The sequence below is a fragment of the Rhizobium sp. 42MFCr.1 genome (genome assembly GCF_000377185.1).
Classification (GTDB): domain Bacteria; phylum Pseudomonadota; class Alphaproteobacteria; order Rhizobiales; family Rhizobiaceae; genus Rhizobium; species Rhizobium altiplani.
Genome location: NZ_KB897837.1, coordinates 94,359 through 112,422 on the forward strand (window position 1 = coordinate 94,359; position 18,064 = coordinate 112,422).

The following is an 18,064-nucleotide window of genomic DNA, read 5'->3' on the forward strand; positions in this document are numbered from 1 at the left end:
GCCGGGAGGCTATTGATCAAACGCGTAAATCTTCTTCCAATCGGCTTTCATATCGACGAGCAGCCAGTTGCGGCTCTCCGCCTCGTCGAGCGCCTTGTCCAGCTTCCCGAAGTCCGATTTGCGATCATAGGCGTATTCGCGATCTGCGTCGGTATGATGAATGATCATTGCAAAGTGCGGTCCCTGGCCAGCCATTACCCAGCGCAGCATCTCGTAGTCGCCGTCCGAATTGCCTGCGGCAAGGATCGGTCGCCTGCCTATGAATTTGTTGATGCCCACCGGCTTGCCCGGGCCATCGTCAACGAAATCGACTTTCGGAAGGCGGTTTAGAACCGGGATGTCGCCGACGAGCGCGTATTGCGTCGTGATCGTGCTTCCGACGACTTGTTCAGGCGGAATGCCGTATGCTTTCTCGGTCATCGGGCGCATGAACTCGACGCCGCCACCCGAAACAATGAAGGTCTTGAAGCCATTGGCGCGCAGGTAATCCAGCAGTTCGCGCATGGGCAGAAATGTCATCTCGTTGTAAGGCTTGCCGGTCTTCGGGTGTCTCGCCGTGGCGAACCAGTCGATGACGATGTTGCGGAAATCGTTGGTCGTCAGACCGGCGTGGGTCTCCATCACAAGCTCGACGAGGCCTCGTTCGCCGCTCTTTGCGATACCCTTGAGATCGCCGGCCAGAATCGACTTGAAGGGTTCCTTTTCCTTCCACTCGGGGTGCTGTGGAGCGAGCGCCTTGACCCGATCCAGTATGAAGCCAAGTTGGAAGTAGAACGGCTGCTCGGTCCAGAGCGTACCGTCGTTGTCGAATACGGCGATGCGGTCCTCGGGCGCCACGTAGTCGGCGCCGCCTTGCGTTGTCACTTTCTTGATGAAGTCGACAATTGCCTGCTTCGATTTGCCATCGTTCCAGGAGGGAAGCTCCTGCGCGAATGCGCTCACCGGCAGCAGCAAGAAAAGCAGGAGGAAGCGCACAGACCGGGACATCGGATACTCCTGATCAGGTTGCAACGCGTTTAATGCAGCGAAAGCCGACGTGACTAGTGGACGTGTCTTCTGGCTCGGCGTGGCGCGCTGCCGGGCGATAGCGCCGGCAGTAGTTCGGGGCGCAAAGATGCGAGCCGCCCTTCAATACTCGCCTCGGGATAAGAATGTTCGGTTGATTGGGATCGTAACTTGCCTCTTTTCCGCCGCCGCGCGGGTTCTCGGGGATGCAGCACGCCTTTGCCGCAGGCTGCGGATGTCGCGTCGACCAATAGTCCTGCGTCCACTCCCAGACATTGCCGATCATGTCATAGGCGCCGTAACCGTTTGGCGCAAACGACCGCACGGGTGTCGTCCGGTCCTTGCCGTCAGGTTTCGTGCTGTGGGTCGGGAAGGTGCCCTGCCAGGTGTTGGCCATGGCAACACCACCGGGCATAAGCTCGTCGCCCCAGGCAAATTCAGTGTCGTCAAGCCCACCACGTGCCGCCAGTTCCCACTCGGCCTCTGTCGGCAGATCCATTCCGGCCCATTCGGCATAGGCCTTCGCGTCGGAGTAGGCGACATGGACAACCGGGTGATCGAGCTTGCCGCGGAGGTCGCTGAGGCCGCCGTAGGGTCGCCGCCAGTTGGCCCCGAACTTGAATTTCCACCACTGAGCGATATCCGCGCCACTCACCGATTTCGGCGGTGTGAAGACAAGAGATCCGGCCCGAAGCATGTTCGGTAGGGCGCCCGGATAGTCCTTCGGGTCGGGCGCCTTCTCGGCCAATGTTACGTGGCCGGTCGCCTTGACGAATTCCTGGAATTTGCGGTTCGTGACAGGCGTCGCCTCGATCCAGAAGCCATCGACGGCAACAGGATGAGCCGGGGCCTCTTCCGGATAATGGTCGTTGGACCCCATCACGAAGGTCCGGCCGGCTATCCAGACTAGGTCGCCATTGTCGTCGCCCTGACGTTGCGGCCGGTGTTCTGCGTCAAATGCCAGTGCCATCGTCGCCTCCGAAAGCCTGCCCTTAATATTCCGCGTCTTGCCTTACCCGTAAGTACGTTACGGTAACACGGCTTCCACAAAACGTTACATCAGGCGTAAATCTGCTGCTGTGGGCCATGAATTCAACTCGGCCAATGGATTTCCGCGCGTCGAAGGGGGCGGGTGTTGCAGTGTTGGGCCGATGCGGCTGCCCGCGCGGCCAATCGAGTGCATCTTCAGGTGCTGCAGGGCCGTTCGGCAGCTTTTGTTGCCACCTGACCTGACTGGAGAGTTCGCCACCGGAAGGCTGTCGCCAGGGGCTTGGCCGTCCGGTGAATCGCTGGCGCGGCGGCTGCTTGAAAAGCAAAGCCGCCCGCCGCCGCTTTGCTATTTTCCTGACGCTGGGCTCTCCAGCGAGCGCATCAAGGCGTCGACCATCTGATCGATGCTGAAGCTCGCGGAACGCTGGCTTGGAGGATAGTCCTTGAACGTCTGCAAGAAGGGGGCGACTCGGTAGACGCCGTACTGGATGAGATAGGCATTCTTCGCCAGCCAGTCATAATACTGGTCAGAGACGACGTCGGCGCGCTCGAAGGGGTCCATGCGCAGATTGAAGACCTTCGGCGCACGCAAACAAGTAAAGGGGTTTGCCCATACCACGAAGCCGCCCGGCTCCCTCTGTTCACAGAACACGATCTTCCAATTGCCATAGCGATAAGCGACGACCTCTCCATCATCGTTGAAATAGTAGAAATCTTCGCGTCCGGACTTCGGCTGCTGTCCTGTCAGGTAAGGAAGCTGGTTGTAACCGTCGAGATGGACCTTGAACTGATTGCCGTTGATGCTTGCGCCATTGAGGAGCTGTTCCTTGATGCCGGGATCGCCGGCTGCGGCAAGCAAGGTCGGAAACCAGTCAAGTCCGGACATCATCTCATTGGACACCTCGCCCGCCGTGATGTGGCCGGGCCAACGAACCATCGCCGGAACGCGGAAGGCGCCTTCCCAGTTGGTATCCTTCTCGCTTCGGAAAGAGGTCGTCGCCGCATCTGGCCAAGACCACTGGTTCGGGCCATTGTCCGTCGTGTAGACGACGATCGTATTGTCGGCGATCTTGAGATCGTCCAACGCCTTGAGGAGCTTCCCGACATCGCCGTCATGCTCGATCATGCCATCGGCATATTCGTTGCCGGGCATGCCGCTTTGCCCCTGCATCGAATCCCGAACATGGGTAAAAGCGTGCATGCGCGTGGTATTCATCCAGGTGAAGAAGGGCTTTCCTTCCTTGGCCTGACGCTGGATGAAATCGATCGCCGCAGCGGTCGTTTCATCGTCGATCGTTTCCATACGCTTGCGATTAAGAGCGCCAGTATCTTGGACCCGTCCGTCAGCGAACGAATGCAAGACGCCGCGCGGCGAATTCGCTTTCACGAACGCCTGGTCGTTCTTTGGATAATAGGGACGCTCAGGCTCTTCTTCGGCATTCAAGTGATAGAGGTTGCCGAAGAACTCGTCGAAGCCATGCTGCGTTGGCAGGAACTCGTCGCGATCGCCGAGGTGGTTCTTGCCGAACTGGCCGGTTGCATAGCCGAGTGGCTTCAGCGCCTGCGCGATGGTAATGTCACGCGCCTGCAAGCCGACCGTTGCTCCGGGAATGCCGACCTTGCAGAGACCCGTACGGAGGCAGACCTGGCCGGTAATGAATGTCGAGCGGCCGGCAGTGCAGCTGTTTTCGGCGTAATAGTCGGTGAACAGCATGCCTTCCTTGGCAATACGATCAATATTGGGCGTCTTGTAGCCCACGACGCCCATCGAATAGGCGCTGATGTTTGTCTGGCCGATGTCGTCACCGAAGATGACGAGTATATTCGGTTTGGTCGTATCTTGAGCCGGCGTCGCCTGCTGCGCATGGGCGATCCCATAGCTGAGGGATGTCGAGGCCAGCGCCAATGCCAAAGCTGCGCCGGCGTGCCGAAGCCGTTTTGAGAGAGATGCACTCATTGCGATCTCCCTTGTCCATGCAGGTGATTCAACATCTACGCTCTCCTGATTGTAGGTAGGCCAAACTCGGCCGCAGATTCCCACTGAAAAGCGTTGGTCGGTAAGTACGTTACGGTAACAAACGAGGGTCACGACGTAACAGCGCACAGAATGCCTGATTGCTACTGGGTCAACTGCTGTGGTTTGAGATCGCCTTGCAGGGTTTCGTCGACAGGGCGCTTCTTGGCCCGCATCGGCTGTTCAAGCACCGTCACCGGCGCGGCGACAGCCGTGGCTGCGACGTTACCGATGGTCGTCACTGTTCCGCCGACGACAGCGGTAAGTCCTTGGCCGAGCGTGACGTTGGAATCCGTCAGCGTCTGACCGGTGACGATCCGCTGGCCAATCAGCTGAACGATTTCAGGACTTTCGGCGAACTTGCCGTGGTTCAGGCCTTCGCCTTTGACCTTGGTGAGATCGATGGCGGTAATGCCGGCGGCTTCGAGTTTCGAGCGATAGGGCTCAACGGTCGGATCGATCGCGCCCAAACGCGAGACCTTTCCCGTGATGAAACTTGAAACCGCAAGCGCCTTGTCATCCTGAGACACGAAGATCGTGAATTTCGGCGTCGGCGTGCCCATCTCCGCGAACTGCTTGGCAAAGACCTGAATATCGATATCCGGGGACGCGAGAATGACGTTGTGGATCTTGCTGTTCACGTGTCCGTCGCGGATACCCATCTGCCGCAGGGATTCCATGGTCAGCCAGGTGCCCATTGAATGAGCGAGGATCGTGATGTCCTTGACGTCGGGGTCGGCGGCTAGCGTCCGCAGCGCCTGCTCGAGCGCCGTGCGTGAATAGTTGGTGCTTTCCTTGTCGTATTCATAGGCGGTAAGCTGCGCGCGTGACGGCCATGTGAAGAGGATAGGGGTCGCCTGCATCCCTGAATCGTGGACGATCTGGGCCAGACGGAAGACGGAATCCTCATACTTGTTGTTGAAGCCGTGGACAAAGACCAGCGCATGCCCGCCCTGGATGTTCTGGTGGAACCAGGCGCGCCCCTCTGGAACGGTGTCGATCTCCTTGACGCTGGTCACCGCAAAATCGGTTGCGGGATTGGGCGGTAGACGCTTCGGCCATTGGACTGTGCCTGAGGCCCGTTTCGGCGGGATGGAGACGTCAATCGCCGTCAGATAGGGCTTTGGGCTGCGTTCGCCGGTGAACAGCGTCGCCTGGTCGCCGGAAGGTTCGCGCGTGGTTGCGACCAGCATGCTGACCTTTGAGGTATTCTGCGTTGCCGCCGATAGCGCAACAGGGGCCATGACTCCGCTTGGATGACCGCAGCTGGCAAGAACTGCCGCGACGAGCAAAGGTGCAAGTGTCCGAACAGTACGGGCAGCAATCACGTTCCGGTTCCCTCATTGAAACGCAAGCACCTTACGGTGGCCGGGCTTTGGTGAAGTACTCTCACAGAAACGACGCGAATGTTACGTGCAATTCGCGCTCCATGCCCTAGGGCCACGACGAGTTTTAAGTAAGTGTTACCGAACCGCAACGAGCTTTGCCTGCCGCTTGGTTGCCAGGCAATCCGTCTGCTGCGCTTGGTCGTGCCAGGTTTGGTCGTTTTGTGAATTCGGTTCACAGATGCTTGGACCAAGTGACCGCTTATCACCTAAATCCAGTGCCTCCATATGTTCGCCAGTCAACCAAGCCGGCAGACCGGCAACATCATTTTGAGGCACATCATGCCAACTGCTCTCTTTGCTTTGACGATCGCGGCCTACGCGATCGGAACCACGGAATTCGTCATCGTCGGCTTGTTGCCGACCGTTGCTTCAGATCTCCAGATCAGTCTGCCGTTGGCGGGATTGATTGTCACCGTCTATGCGCTCGGCGTCACATTCGGCGCGCCGGTGCTAACGGCTTTGACCGGGCGCATCGCAAGAAAACCATTGCTTCTCGGCCTTATGGCGCTCTTCATCGTCGGCAACGGCATGGCGGCAATCAGCCCAAGCTATGCTCCGTTGCTGGTTGCGCGCGTCCTTTCAGCCTTCGCACATGGCGTCTTCTTCTCCGTCGGCTCGACGATCGCAGCTGATCTCGTTCCCGAGAACCGTCGCGCCTCGGCGATCGCGATGATGTTCATGGGCTTGACGGTCGCCATCGTAACAGGCGTCCCGCTTGGCACTCTGATCGGTCAGATCTTCGGCTGGCGCGCAACATTTGCGGCGGTAGCAGGCCTCGGTGCGATTGCCTTCGTTGCGATTGCAGTGTTGCTGCCTTCGAACCTCAAGAAGGCACCGGCCGCCAGCGTCGGCGACCAGATCCGCGTGCTCGGCAGCGGCCGCCTGTTGATCGTCTTCGCCATGACCGCACTTGGCTATGGCGGCACCTTCGTCGCCTTTACGTTCCTGGCGTCGATCCTGCAGGAGATCACCGGCTTTGCTGCCAGCACGGTCAGCATCATCCTCGTGGTCTATGGCATCGCGATCGCCATTGGCAACGTCGCCGGCGGCAAACTTGCCAATCGCAGCCCGGTACGCGCCCTGACCGGCTTGTTCATCGCCCAGGCGATCGTGCTGGTACTCTTCAGTTTCACCGCGCCATCGCCCTGGCTGGTCGTCCCGACGCTGGCGGCACTCGGCTTCCTCTCGTTCGCCAACGTGCCCGGCCTGCAGATTTATGTCGTGCAGTTGGCGAAGCAGGTTCGTCCCGCCGCCGTCGATGTGGCATCGGCCCTGAATATCGCCGCCTTCAACCTCGGTATCGCCGCGGGCGCATGGATCGGCGGCCTTGTGGTGGAATCTTCGCTGGGGCTTGAGGCGACACCCTGGGTTGGCGCAATTCTCGTGGGCGGAGCCCTGGTCCTGACGCTCTGGAGTGGCGCTCTGGACGGTCGTTCGACAGCGGATAGCGATACTGTGACCCAGCCCGCCTAACCCGCGAGGCGAATTCCGACGTCCCGGGAACGGTGGTTGACGTGAGCCCATCGCGTTGGCCACCATTGCTTCTGTGGACGGTGGAAGTACCTGTGCGCCTAACTAGGTGGGGAAAGGCGGCGCCCCGGGAGGCGCGCTCCTCGGTGTTCCTCCAAGATGCCTCTTTTCCCGGTAAAATTGTGTCCTTGCTGACCACAATTTTCTTGCCTAACAGCGGCATGCTGCGACATACTTACAGCCGCTGATAGCCACTTGAATGCATGCCTAGAGACACCTTGCGAATTCGCGTTCTTCACGCAGTTGGGGTTCGATCAATGGAACATGTGTCGCTTCGCAGTATCACTGCATTTCTCAATATATCGATTGCAATGCTCGTCGCTTGTGGGGCATCGGTTCTGACCAGCGCGTTCGCATACGCACAAGATCCCTTTGACGATTTTCCGATGGTTATCAGCTGTGAATACAAGGGCACCTACCACGCATTCTATTTGTCCAGGGTGACGAAAGACGGCACCGCCACTTTTTCAGCCTCCGACCGGATTGCGGGGACGATTACGCTGGACGGTAAAGCAAAGGCCGTGGGCGGATCCGACGGGGGAAGCTGCTTGGGCAAAACCCTCAAGGAATTGCGCGAGTCAGGGCAGGCGCACGACCTTAAATCCTAGCCCCGCAACGCACTGGCTCTGGAGAATTGGCCGGACCAGGGCCAGCATGCGCGCGGGCGGTGGAGAAGTGCCGGAATGTCGTTCGACGTTGGGCCTGAACCTACGTCGCATGAAATAGCCTTCGAGGAGGCCGTCGGGGAGGCGGGCTTCATTTTCTAGGTGAAGGTTGGGAGGAGCATGGAAGAGCTGCGAACTCCTTTCAGGGTAACGGCTGGTCGCTTTCTGCGCTCGGTGCGCGTTTTCATGTCCTCGGAGGTCGGCGGCACGGCAAAGCTTCTGACCGCATGCCTTGTCGTGCTCTTCCTCGCGATCAACGGGCTCAATGTGCTGAATAACTTCGTGGGCCGGAACTTCATGACGGCGATCGCCGACAGGCAGATCGCTGAGTTTGTCCGGCAGGCCATATTCTATCTTCTCGTGTTTGCCGGCTCCACGATCGCATCGGTTTATGCGCGCTTTACGGAGGAGCGGCTGGCCCTCACATGGAGAGACTTTCTGACGCGTCGCGCCGTCAATCTCTATCTTACTGACGGAGCCTTTTACCGCCTCGGTGTTTCGGGAGGACTCTCGTATCCGGATCAGCGCATTTCCGAAGATATCCGCGCATTTACCGTGACCACACTGTCCTTCCTGCTCATGATCTTCAGCAGCGGGCTAACGATCCTTTCATTTTCAGGGGTACTTTTATCCATCAACCCCGTCTTGTTCGCCGTGGCGGTCCTTTATGCTGCCTGCGGCTCGTTTCTCACGGTCTGGCTGGGCCGCCCGCTCATCAAGCTGAACTATGACCAGCTCGACAAGGAGGCGAGTTTCCGCACGGGGCTCATCCAAGCAAGGGAGAATGCAGAGCGAATTTTGCTGACCGGCAGCGAGCCGCGCATGAAGTCTTTTCTCGCGGTCCGAATTGATGACCTGGTGACCAACTTTCGCAACATAACATCGGTGAACCGCAATGTCGGCTTCTTCACGACGGGCTACAACTGGCTGATCCAGATCATCCCTGCATTGATTGTCGCGCCGGCCTTCTTCCGCGGTGATATCGAATTTGGGGTGATTACGCAGTCCGCGGCAGCATTCGCCATGCTGGTGGGCGCTTTTTCGCTGATCATCAACCAATTCAACTCGATCTCCAGTTTTGCTGCAGTGGTGGCGCGCCTGAGTACTCTTTCGGAGGCGATAGAGAGACCAAAGGGGGGTGCCAAGATTCAGGTCGATGAGACCCGGGACGACCTGTCGTATGAGAAACTCACGATATTGTCGGAGCGGGACGGATCGTCGTTGCTGCAGGAGTTGACCGTCGCCATCCCGCCTCGTGCCCGCGTCATGGTGACATGCGCTCGAGAGGACCAAGGGAGCGCACTTTTCAGGGCTACCGCAGGTGTTGCTTATCCCGGCACCGGCCAGATTTTTCGCCCCACGGCTGAAGGCATACGCTTCCTGCCGCAGCACCCCTATTTTCCGCCAGGGACACTTCGACAACTGTTCATTCCCCCGGCCGCGAGCCCGGAAATTTCGGACGAACGCATTGCGCTGCTACTTGCCGAATTTGAACTTCAGCGCATTTCTAAGATCGAGGAATTTCAACAAGAAGTGGAATGGCATACCGTTCTGACGCAAAGAGAGCAGTGCTTGCTCATGCTGGCGAGCGCATGCGTTGCGAAGCCGCATGTCATCTTGCTTGAGAGAACCGAGGCTATGGTTGGCTGGGAGACACTTTTCCGGATCATGACACGCTTTGCAAATGACGGCATCGCCTGCGTTCATATCGGAAGCGCCGCCGACATATCATCCTATGACGCCATCCTGGACTTTGACGATAGTGGCGCATGGCAGTGGAATACGCCGCATGACCGCGGGAACGGCAGCGGTGCAAAGCACGCAAATTGAGACGACAAAAAAGTCGATAGGAGGCTGATGATGACGAACGCCGCTCGTGCAACCAACGACCATCAGAAGACGAGTGCTCCGCTTGGGGCCGAAGAACTCCGCTTAATGGACGCCTATTGGCGTGCATCGAACTATCTCTCTGTCGGGCAGATCTATCTGCTCGACAATCCGCTACTGAGAGAGCCGCTCAAGCGGGAGCATATCAAGCCGCGGCTTCTCGGTCACTGGGGAACGTCGCCCGGCCTGAACATGCTCTATGTGCATCTGAACCGCGTGATCAAGCGCGACGACCTCAACATGATCTACGTGATCGGGCCGGGCCATGGCGGACCTTCGCTGGTCGCACATGCCTACCTGGAAGGGACATACAGCGAAGTCTACCACAATATCGGCCAGGACGCCGAAGGGATGAAGACCCTATTCAAGCAGTTCAGCTTTCCCGGCGGCATTCCGAGCCACGTCGCCCCTGAAACGCCTGGAAGCATCCACGAGGGTGGCGAACTGGGTTATGCCTTGAGCCATGCCTATGGCGCGGCCTTCGACAATCCGGACCTGATCGTCGCCTGCGTCGTTGGCGACGGCGAGGCGGAGACCGGCCCGCTTGCCACGAGCTGGCACAGCAACAAGTTTCTCAATCCAGCCCGTGACGGATGCGTACTGCCGATCCTGCATCTCAATGGCTACAAGATCGCCAATCCATGCTTCTTAGCCCGCATTCCCGAGGAGGAGCTGCGGAAGCTTTTCGAGGGGATGGGCTATGCGCCCCTCTTCGTCGAAGGGCACGAGCCCGACAAGGTGCAGCAGCAACTGGCGGCAGCGATGGATACAGCCGTTGCCGAGATCAAGCGGATCTGGGGGGAGGCGCGCGAGAAGGGCAATCTGAAACGCCCGGCCTGGCCGATGATTGTTTTCCGCACGCCAAAGGGCTGGACTTGCCCGAGTGAAATCGACGGCAAGAAATGCGAGGATTACTGGCGGTCGCACCAGGTCCCGATGGGCGAAATGGACAAGCCGGAACACATCAAGATCCTTCAGCAGTGGATGAAGGAATATAAGCCCGAAGAGCTCTTCGATGACGACGGTAAGCTGCGCGCCGAACTCGCTGCGCTAGCCCCGACTGGCATTCGCCGGATGAGCGACAATCCGCATGCGAATGGTGGCCTGCTCCTGCGTGACCTGAGGCTGCCCGACTTCCGTGACTACGAGGTTTCCGTACCTAGCCCCGGAGCGACGACGACCGAATCTGCCCGGGTGATGGGCAAGTTTCTTCGCGATGTCATGAAACTGAACCTGAACACCAAGAATTTCCGATTGTTCAGTCCCGACGAGAACAACTCGAACCGCTGGCAGGACGTGCTTGAGGTCACCAATCGTTGCTACATGGCCGAAATCTATCCCGAGGACGACCACCTGTCGCCCGATGGCCGGGTGATGGAGGTGTTGAGCGAGCATCAATGCCAAGGCTGGCTTGAAGGGTACCTTCTGACAGGGCGGCATGGCTTCTTCTCATGCTATGAAGCCTTCATTCACATCATCGACTCGATGTTCAATCAGCACGCCAAATGGCTGAAGGTGTGCAACGATATTCCATGGCGCCGTCCGATCGCGTCCCTCAACTATTTCCTGAGCTCGCATGTCTGGCGCCAGGACCACAACGGCTTCAGCCACCAGGATCCGGGGTTCATCGACCATGTGGTCAACAAGAAGGCCGAGGTGATCCGCGTCTATCTGCCGGCGGATGCCAACACGCTGCTTTCCGTTACCGACCATTGCCTCCGGAGCCGCAACTACGTGAACGTCGTCGTTGCCGGCAAGCAGCCGGCGCCGCAATGGCTGACTATGGATCAAGCCGTCAAGCACTGCGCCCAGGGCCTCGGTATCTGGGAATGGGCCAGTAACGACAAGGGCGGCGAGCCTGATGTCGTCATGGCGTGCTGCGGCGACGTGCCAACGCTGGAGACGCTGGCGGCGGTGCAGATGATCCGCGAACATCTACCGGAATTGAAGGTGCGCGTCATCAACGTCGTCAACCTCATGAAGTTGCAGCCGTCGAGCGAGCACCCCCATGGGCTTTCCGACGCCGATTTCGATGCGCTCTTCACCAAGGACAAGCCGATCATCTTTGCGTTCCATGGATATCCCTGGCTGATTCACCGGTTGACCTACCGGCGCACGAACCACGACAATCTGCACGTCCGCGGATACAAGGAGGAGGGGACGACGACGACACCTTTCGATATGGTCGTTTTGAACCAGCTCGATCGCTTCCACCTTGTCGAAGACGTCATCGATCGACTGCCGCAACTCGGTGCCCGCGCCGCCTACTTCAAGCAAGCGATCCGCGAGAAGCTGATCGAGCACCGGCATTACATTGAAAAGCACGGTGATGACATGCCTGAAATCACCGGCTGGAAGTGGGGCGTCCTCGGAGGGGCGGCAAGCAAGCAAAGGACATCGACGGAAGGCGACAACACGTAGCGTTCGGCGCAGCCGGGTGCCTCCCGGAGCCGTTGCTCCGGGGGGCACTATCAAAGACGATGCAGAGGACGCAGGCTGCTGGCGCCCGTTCGAGTGGCGAAGTGCGTATTGGTACGATGCCGTTGGCGGCAAGCGATTGCAAAGCTGTATGGGAGGGGAAGCCATGGTTGCGGTGTCACCCAGGCCAAACTTGGAGTCGGGGCTGACCGACGAGGACTTTGCGCGACTGCAGTTCACCTCGGTGCTCTACTATCTGCATTCTACGAACCCGGACAACGGCCTCGTTCGCGACAAGACGCAACCCGGCGCACCGGCAAGCATCGCTGCCATCGGCATGGCGCTCGCCACCATTCCCGTCGTCGTGGAGCGTGGCGTCCTCATTCGCGAGTTTGCCGTCAAGATGGTCCGGCGCAGGCTCGAATTCCTGATGCAATGCCACCAGGGCCCCGAGCCGGACGCCTCGGGCCACAAGGGCTTCTTCTATCATTTTCTCGACATTGAGACGGGACAGCGGGTGTGGGAATGCGAGCTGTCGACGATCGACTCGGCCTTTCTGTTCGCTGGTGCGCTGACAGTCGCCACCTATTTTGACGGGGAGAGCGCCGAAGAAGCGAAGATCAGGACGCTTGCGACGGAGCTATACGAGCGTGCAGACTGGAACTGGGCGCGGGATCAGGGCGCTACCCTGACGCATGGCTGGCGACCCGAGAGTGGCTTCATTCCTTACCGTTGGCGTGGTTATGACGAAGGCCTGCTTCTCTACATATTGGGGCTGGGATCACCGTCGCATCCGCTGCCGCCCGAGAGCTATGAGGCCTACACGGAAAGCTACGAATGGCGGAACATTTACGGCCGCGAGCTGCTCTATTCCGGTCCGCTGTTCACCCACCAGCTATCGCATATGTGGATCGATTTCCGAGGCATCCGCGATCAGTTCATGCACGAGCATGACAGTGACTACTTCCAGAACAGCCGGCAAGCGACCTTTGTCCATCAGGAGTATGCGATCCGAAATCCGATGCAGTTCGAGGGTTATGGTGAGCATTGCTGGGGATTTACCGCGTGTGACGGCCCGGGCTGGGTGAAGGCGGATGTCGGCGGGGTTCGTCGCGAGTTCTTCGATTATGTTGCCCGTGGCGCGCCCTTCGGGCCTGATGACGGGACCGTAGCGCCCTGGGTTGTCGTGGCATCCCTGCCTTTTGCGCCCGAGATTGTCCTTCCGACCGTCCGGAAGTTCGCGGGCATGAAGCTGGGGATGACTAGGCTTTACGGCTTCAAGCCATCATTCAATCAGACCTTCAAGGATCCGAACAGTCCGACTGGCTGGTGGATCAGCCCGTACCACTTCGGGATTGACCAGGGGCCGGTGGCGCTGATGATTGAGAATTACCGCACCGGCCTTTTGTGGACGCTGATGCGTGATTGCGAGCCTATTGTCAGGGGGTTGCGGCGAGCGGGGTTCACCGGCGGCTGGCTGTAGGCGCGCCCGCGGCGATCCACCCAACGATGCCCTGCCAAGTTGATCAGTGGGAGCCGCGAAGCTGGTCGTCCTTCAGCCAATTTCGATTGAAGACACTCTTCGTCCCGTCCGTCGCCTGCGACGTATGAACGATATCGTCCCGCAACCACCAGTCAATCGAGGTGGCGGGCGCCGATAGCGCGCCTTGTTCGAGGTCGGCTCTGACGAGGATTGATATCGATGGATCCCGCACCGTTTTGACGACTGCTGTTTCGGCCGCCGACAACGCGAACAGCGGTGCAACAACGCCCGTCACCAGAACGGACGCATAGACTGGGAGCGTTTGCGAGTACGACATGACATGCACCCCGCGTGAACTGCAGCAATACTACAATGTCGCAAGTCAAACCTACAGTCGACCCTCTATTTCCGGTGTTTTCTCGAATAGGATGCTCGGGGAAGCATAGAACAGCAATTGTTCCGCGGTCTGTCGCCTGCCGGCTCGTTCTACCGAGAATTCGCTGGGCATCGGGCGGCTTCAGTTTCAACGGTGCGCTCAAACGCGGCGAGCCGAGAGCGAGGCGATGTAATCGACGATCGAGGACTTGCCTGCCCGGTATGGAACATGCCGCATCATGCAGCTTGCGCTGATTTATGATTCGGCATGTCGGATCAATCCCGTTAGGGTGAATGCGGTCTCATCACCAATCCCGATCAGAAATATCGGCAGCGCGGTACGCCGATGTCAGCACTCCTCCCAATTGTCATGGGCGGGAGCGGCGTTTCCGTGGAAGGCGGCCGCGACTTTCCCCACCAGTTTGCGGGCCGGCGAGGCGGCAGGCCCGCTATCCCGGGTGGCGCGTGGAGCGGAATACGCGCTCGCAGCCGGGCCGCCTGTTCCGAGGTTGAAGCGGGCGATCAGTCGCGAGAGGTTCGAAGCCTCGTCCGCCAGCCGGTTGGTCGCCGCTGTCGACTCCTCTACCATGGCAGCATTCCGCTGGGTGACCTGATCCATCTCATTCACCGCCATGCTGACTTCCGACAGTCCCGTTGACTGTTCCTTCGCGGCCGTCGCGATCGAATGAACATGTTCGTTGATTTTGATCACATGCCCCTGGATCAGCCCGAGCGCCTCACCGGTTGCCGTCACCAGCGTGACGCCTGCGTCGACTTCCGCGCTGGAGCGGCCGATGAGCGTCTTGATGTCCTTTGCGGCATTGGCGGAACGCTGCGCCAGTTCGCGCACTTCCTGGGCGACGACGGCGAAGCCTTTGCCGGCCTCGCCGGCGCGGGCCGCTTCCACTCCGGCATTGAGCGCCAGCAGGTTCGTCTGGAAGGCGATCTCGTCGATGACGTTGATGATCTGACCGATTTCGCCCGAGGCCTGCTCAATGCGTCTCATGGCTGATACGGCGTCCTTGACAACCGCGCTCGACCGCTCGGCGCTGCGGCGCGCCTCGTCGACCATATGGCTCGCCTCTGTTGCCCGTTCGGTGGAATTTTTCACCGCGACGGTGATCTCTTCCAAAGCGGAGGAGGTTTCCTCCAGCGAAGTCGCCTGCTGTTCGGTGCGCTTGGAGAGGTCGCCCGAGGCGCTGCGTATTTCGCTCGAGCCGCTGTTGATCGTGTCGACGGCGGCGCGCACCTCGCCGAGCACCGAGCGCAGGTTGGCCATGGTCGCGTTGACATTGTCCCTGAGTTCGCCGAAGGCGCCCTGGAACTCGCCGCGCATCGTTTCGGTCAAATCACCCTCGGCAAGGGCAGCCACGACACGCCGGGTCTCTGCGACGCCGCGATCGACGGAGGCCACCAGTTCGTTGACTTGCGTGGCAAAGCGGTTGAGGTCGGCATCGCCGTAGTCCTTGGCGATACGCCGCGTGAAATCACCGCCAACGGCGGCCAAGACCACCACGCCGATGCTCGACTGCAGATCAACACTCTTGGCATGAAGGGCAGCTTCATGTGCATTCAGCTCGCGAACCCGGAGGCCGTTCTGCTTGAACACTGCGACGGCGCGCGCCATGTCGCCGATCTCGTCGCTGCGCCCAGTGAAAGGGATCTCGGCGCCGAGATTGCCGCTCGCCAGGACACTCATGTTTTCGGTGATACGACCGATCGGCTTTGCCAGCGCTTTCGCGCCGAAGAGAGCGGCGCCGAGAAGAGTAATCATCACGAGAAATCCACCGGCGAGCGATGTGGTTTCCATCGAATTGAGGGCCACGTTCGAAGCTGCGGCGGCTGTTGTCGCACGGCCCTTTGCGATCGTGCCGGCCTCATCGAGGAGGGACATCGTCTTCTGGATGAGATCGATCTGGTGTGTAACGAATTCCCGTTCCTTGGCGGCGAGGCTTGCGTCGACGCCCGCCGCGCTCAGTTTCGTGCGGAGGAACTCCGCGAGCTGGCCGCTCGTGTTGTAATATTCGTCAACCAGCGCCTTGATGTTTTTCACCCGCTCCTGGTTGACCTGGATTGTCAGGATCGAAAGGGCCGAATCCAGGGCTCTGATGGCTGCGTCGTGATTGTCCCGCGCGGCGGACTTGGCCTGCAGCACCTCGTCCATGGCGTTCGCCAGGCGCATGTTCAGGCTCTCGATCTGCATGCCGCGAATGGCGGCCTTGGCCTCGACATAGTCGCGTGATGCGCCGACCTGTTGCCGTTCGAGTATGGCGCTCTGGCCGACCGAGCGATCCTCTAACCAAAGGCCAGCCAGCATGACGAGCATCATCGCAATGCCGGCAGCGGACATGAGGGCGAGTTTCGTGCTGATACGTGAAAAGAAGGCGGGTAAATTCATGTCGGTTATTCGCCTAGGGAAACCGGCGCGATCGTCATGAATTCCGGCTTCGGTATAAGAATGGCCGGACGCTCGTCATTTCGCCGACAACGTTGCAAGACCACGAGGCCGAAACGTCGCAAAACACTACTTTCCAAAATGCGCGCGACGCAGTGGTTCCGATCGGGAGATCTGACCTTGATCTTTCAAGATTTGAATAATCTCCATAGTTCGCATAGCATTTCTGGGTTAATAAAATGTAAATTTCGAGAAAAAGTTATAATTGACTTTCGTCAATTTGCAGAATATCGAAATAACTCATAGTAGAACAAAATTCAAATCTTGTTTGTTGCTAGGTACTATCAACAGATTTAATAGTGTTTGCCCTTAGTCACTCTTTTTTTATTTGAAGTACCGCTCTTGCTCAGTTTGGCCATTAGGGATCGCTCCACTGGGCAACGTCGAGTATCCCTTGTTGCCTTTGCCAGACGCCTTAAGAGTCCACGAATGCCGATGCCGTTATCTGACGACAAGAACAGGAACGGTCGAATTGGCGAGGACCTGCTGGGTTTGGCTGCCAAGTATCATTCTTCCGATGCCCGTGCGCCCATGTGAGGAAATAACGATCAGGTCGCAGTTTTTTGCCTGAGCAGTCTCGAGAATGGCCGTAGCAGGAGAGCTATTTATCTCGTGGACAAAATCGACCGTCACCTGCGCTTTCGCCGACTTGTTGCGGACAATTCTTTCGATCTCGATCAGGTCTTCTTTCACCGCGTGAGTATAGCTGTCCATGGCCTGTGCCTGAACTACTCCCTGAAGCGCAAAGCCAGCCAGCGGCACCGTGACGTTGATGACCGTCGCTGGAATGCCGAGCGCCTTTGCAAGTGCAAGACCGTGATCGACGCCCTTGGAAGCAAGCTCCGAGCCGTCGGTTGGAATGAGTATACGCTTGTACATGGGACATCCGTTCCAGATCGTGGTGCAATAAATTCATCCAAACCTAGCGGACTGTCCATGTCGAACATTGATCCGCGTCAAGATGGCGAACATGTTTCCCGATATTGACGAATGCGACGGAGGGCGCGCGACTTTAGACTCTGGCGTGCGAACACGAGAGGGCATGGCGGAACGTGGCAAAGCGCAGCTTCTAATGCCAAGGTAGGCGATGCCCGACCTGAGAGATAGGTGACAGAACGTACCGGAGACTTCGGTCATGGATGAGCGTCTTCGATTTGTCGCCCGTTTGCTGGAGGGCGAAGGTATGGGCGAGGTGTGTCGGTCGTTCGGGATCTCGCGCAAGACCGGCTACAAGATCTTCAATCGCTGCAAGGAGGACGGGCTGGAGGCCCTGACGGACCGGTCCCGGCGATGATCGTTCGTTGCAACCAGGAGAAGCCGCACTGGGGGGCGCGCAAGATCCGCGAGCTTCTGGTGCGCCGTCTGGCCGGCGACGTGCGCATCCCGGCGAGAAGCACGGTGCATGCGGTGCTCGACCGGTACGGCCTTGTGAGCCAGGCCCGTAAGAGGAACCGGGCGAACAAGGCCATGGGCACGGCGCTGTCGGCGGCCATCGGCCCCAACGATCTGTGGTGCGCCGACTTCAAGGGCGAGTTCTGTCCTTCACGAGAGAGGGGTGACAGTTCATACCGGAGACATGGGTTACACTTTTGGCCTTTGCGAGGAGAGCGAAGGTGCCTTTGCAGGAGTGCAACCGCATGGACGAGCGTCTCAAATTCGTTGCGCGGGTTCTGGATGGCGAGAAGATAGCGGCGCTGTGCCGCGAATTCGGCATCTCCCGCAAGACCGGTCACAAGATCATCAGCCGCTATAACGACAGCGGTCTGGAAGGACTGACAGATCGATCGCGACGGCCTTACCGGCACGCCAATCAGCTTCCTTTCCAAATCGAGAAGCTGATTGTGCGGACCAAGC

Annotated in this window: 13 protein-coding genes and 1 pseudogene; 7 read left to right on the forward strand and 7 right to left on the reverse strand. The window is 58.9% G+C overall.

Annotation, left to right across the window (positions count from 1 at the left end):
• Positions 1–9: 9 nt before the first annotated feature.
• From C934_RS0119325 to C934_RS0119340, 4 genes are all read right to left on the reverse strand, one after another.
• Positions 10–987 carry an HAD family hydrolase gene (locus C934_RS0119325; protein ID WP_018858274.1) on the reverse strand — a complete coding sequence of 326 codons (978 nt, stop codon included), beginning with the start codon at positions 985–987 and terminating at the stop codon, positions 10–12.
• 13 nt (positions 988–1,000) lie between these two features.
• Entirely contained in the window at positions 1,001–1,975 is a 975-nt protein-coding gene (locus C934_RS0119330) for a formylglycine-generating enzyme family protein (protein ID WP_018858275.1), read from the reverse strand.
• A 366-nt stretch (positions 1,976–2,341) separates the two neighbouring features.
• Positions 2,342–3,952, reverse strand: coding sequence for an arylsulfatase (locus C934_RS0119335; RefSeq protein WP_018858276.1), 1,611 nt, complete (start codon positions 3,950–3,952; stop codon positions 2,342–2,344).
• Positions 3,953–4,113: 161 nt separating this feature from the next.
• Complete coding sequence (locus C934_RS0119340) at positions 4,114–5,253, reverse strand: alpha/beta hydrolase (protein ID WP_018858277.1); 1,140 nt, start codon at positions 5,251–5,253, stop codon at positions 4,114–4,116.
• Between the two features lie 423 nt (positions 5,254–5,676).
• Here C934_RS0119340 and C934_RS0119345 point away from each other — a divergent pair, with 423 nt between their 5' ends.
• The 5 genes from C934_RS0119345 to C934_RS0119370 all read left to right on the forward strand — a co-directional run bounded on the left by C934_RS0119345 (position 5,677) and on the right by C934_RS0119370 (position 13,380).
• Positions 5,677–6,870, forward strand: a complete 1,194-nt coding sequence (locus C934_RS0119345; RefSeq protein WP_018858278.1) for an MFS transporter — start codon at positions 5,677–5,679, stop codon at positions 6,868–6,870.
• A 314-nt stretch (positions 6,871–7,184) separates the two neighbouring features.
• Positions 7,185–7,535 carry a hypothetical protein gene (locus C934_RS0119350; RefSeq protein WP_018858279.1) on the forward strand — a complete coding sequence of 117 codons (351 nt, stop codon included), beginning with the start codon at positions 7,185–7,187 and terminating at the stop codon, positions 7,533–7,535.
• Between the two features lie 177 nt (positions 7,536–7,712).
• A complete protein-coding gene (locus tag C934_RS0119360) occupies positions 7,713–9,422 on the forward strand; it encodes an ABC transporter ATP-binding protein/permease (RefSeq protein ID WP_018858280.1) in 1,710 nt (569 codons plus the stop codon).
• A gap of 30 nt (positions 9,423–9,452) precedes the next feature.
• Positions 9,453–11,900 (forward strand): phosphoketolase family protein, encoded by a 2,448-nt coding sequence (locus C934_RS0119365; protein WP_026371934.1) that lies wholly within the window; start codon positions 9,453–9,455, stop codon positions 11,898–11,900.
• Positions 11,901–12,063: 163 nt separating this feature from the next.
• On the forward strand, positions 12,064–13,380 hold the full coding sequence (locus C934_RS0119370; RefSeq protein ID WP_018858282.1) for a glucoamylase family protein: 1,317 nt from the start codon (positions 12,064–12,066) through the stop codon (positions 13,378–13,380).
• Positions 13,381–13,423: 43 nt separating this feature from the next.
• Here the strand turns inward: C934_RS0119370 and C934_RS0119375 are convergent, their stop codons facing one another.
• The 3 genes from C934_RS0119375 to C934_RS0119385 all read right to left on the reverse strand — a co-directional run bounded on the left by C934_RS0119375 (position 13,424) and on the right by C934_RS0119385 (position 17,089).
• On the reverse strand, positions 13,424–13,717 hold the full coding sequence (locus C934_RS0119375) for a hypothetical protein (protein WP_018858283.1): 294 nt from the start codon (positions 13,715–13,717) through the stop codon (positions 13,424–13,426).
• Positions 13,718–14,104: 387 nt separating this feature from the next.
• The gene (locus tag C934_RS0119380; RefSeq protein WP_037090030.1) at positions 14,105–16,153 is read right to left on the reverse strand and encodes a methyl-accepting chemotaxis protein; all 2,049 of its coding nucleotides are present in this window, start codon (positions 16,151–16,153) and stop codon (positions 14,105–14,107) included.
• Positions 16,154–16,651: 498 nt separating this feature from the next.
• Positions 16,652–17,089: a universal stress protein gene (locus C934_RS0119385; protein WP_018858285.1), complete on the reverse strand. Its 438-nt coding sequence runs from the start codon at positions 17,087–17,089 to the stop codon at positions 16,652–16,654.
• A 256-nt stretch (positions 17,090–17,345) separates the two neighbouring features.
• On the opposite strand from C934_RS0119385, the pseudogene C934_RS33815 reads away from it, so the two are divergent.
• Positions 17,346–17,764: pseudogene (locus C934_RS33815) on the forward strand (helix-turn-helix domain-containing protein); the annotation flags it as partial.
• Positions 17,765–17,847: 83 nt separating this feature from the next.
• On the forward strand, positions 17,848–18,064 hold a 217-nt coding region (locus C934_RS0119395), incomplete at its 3' end, for a helix-turn-helix domain-containing protein (protein WP_018858287.1).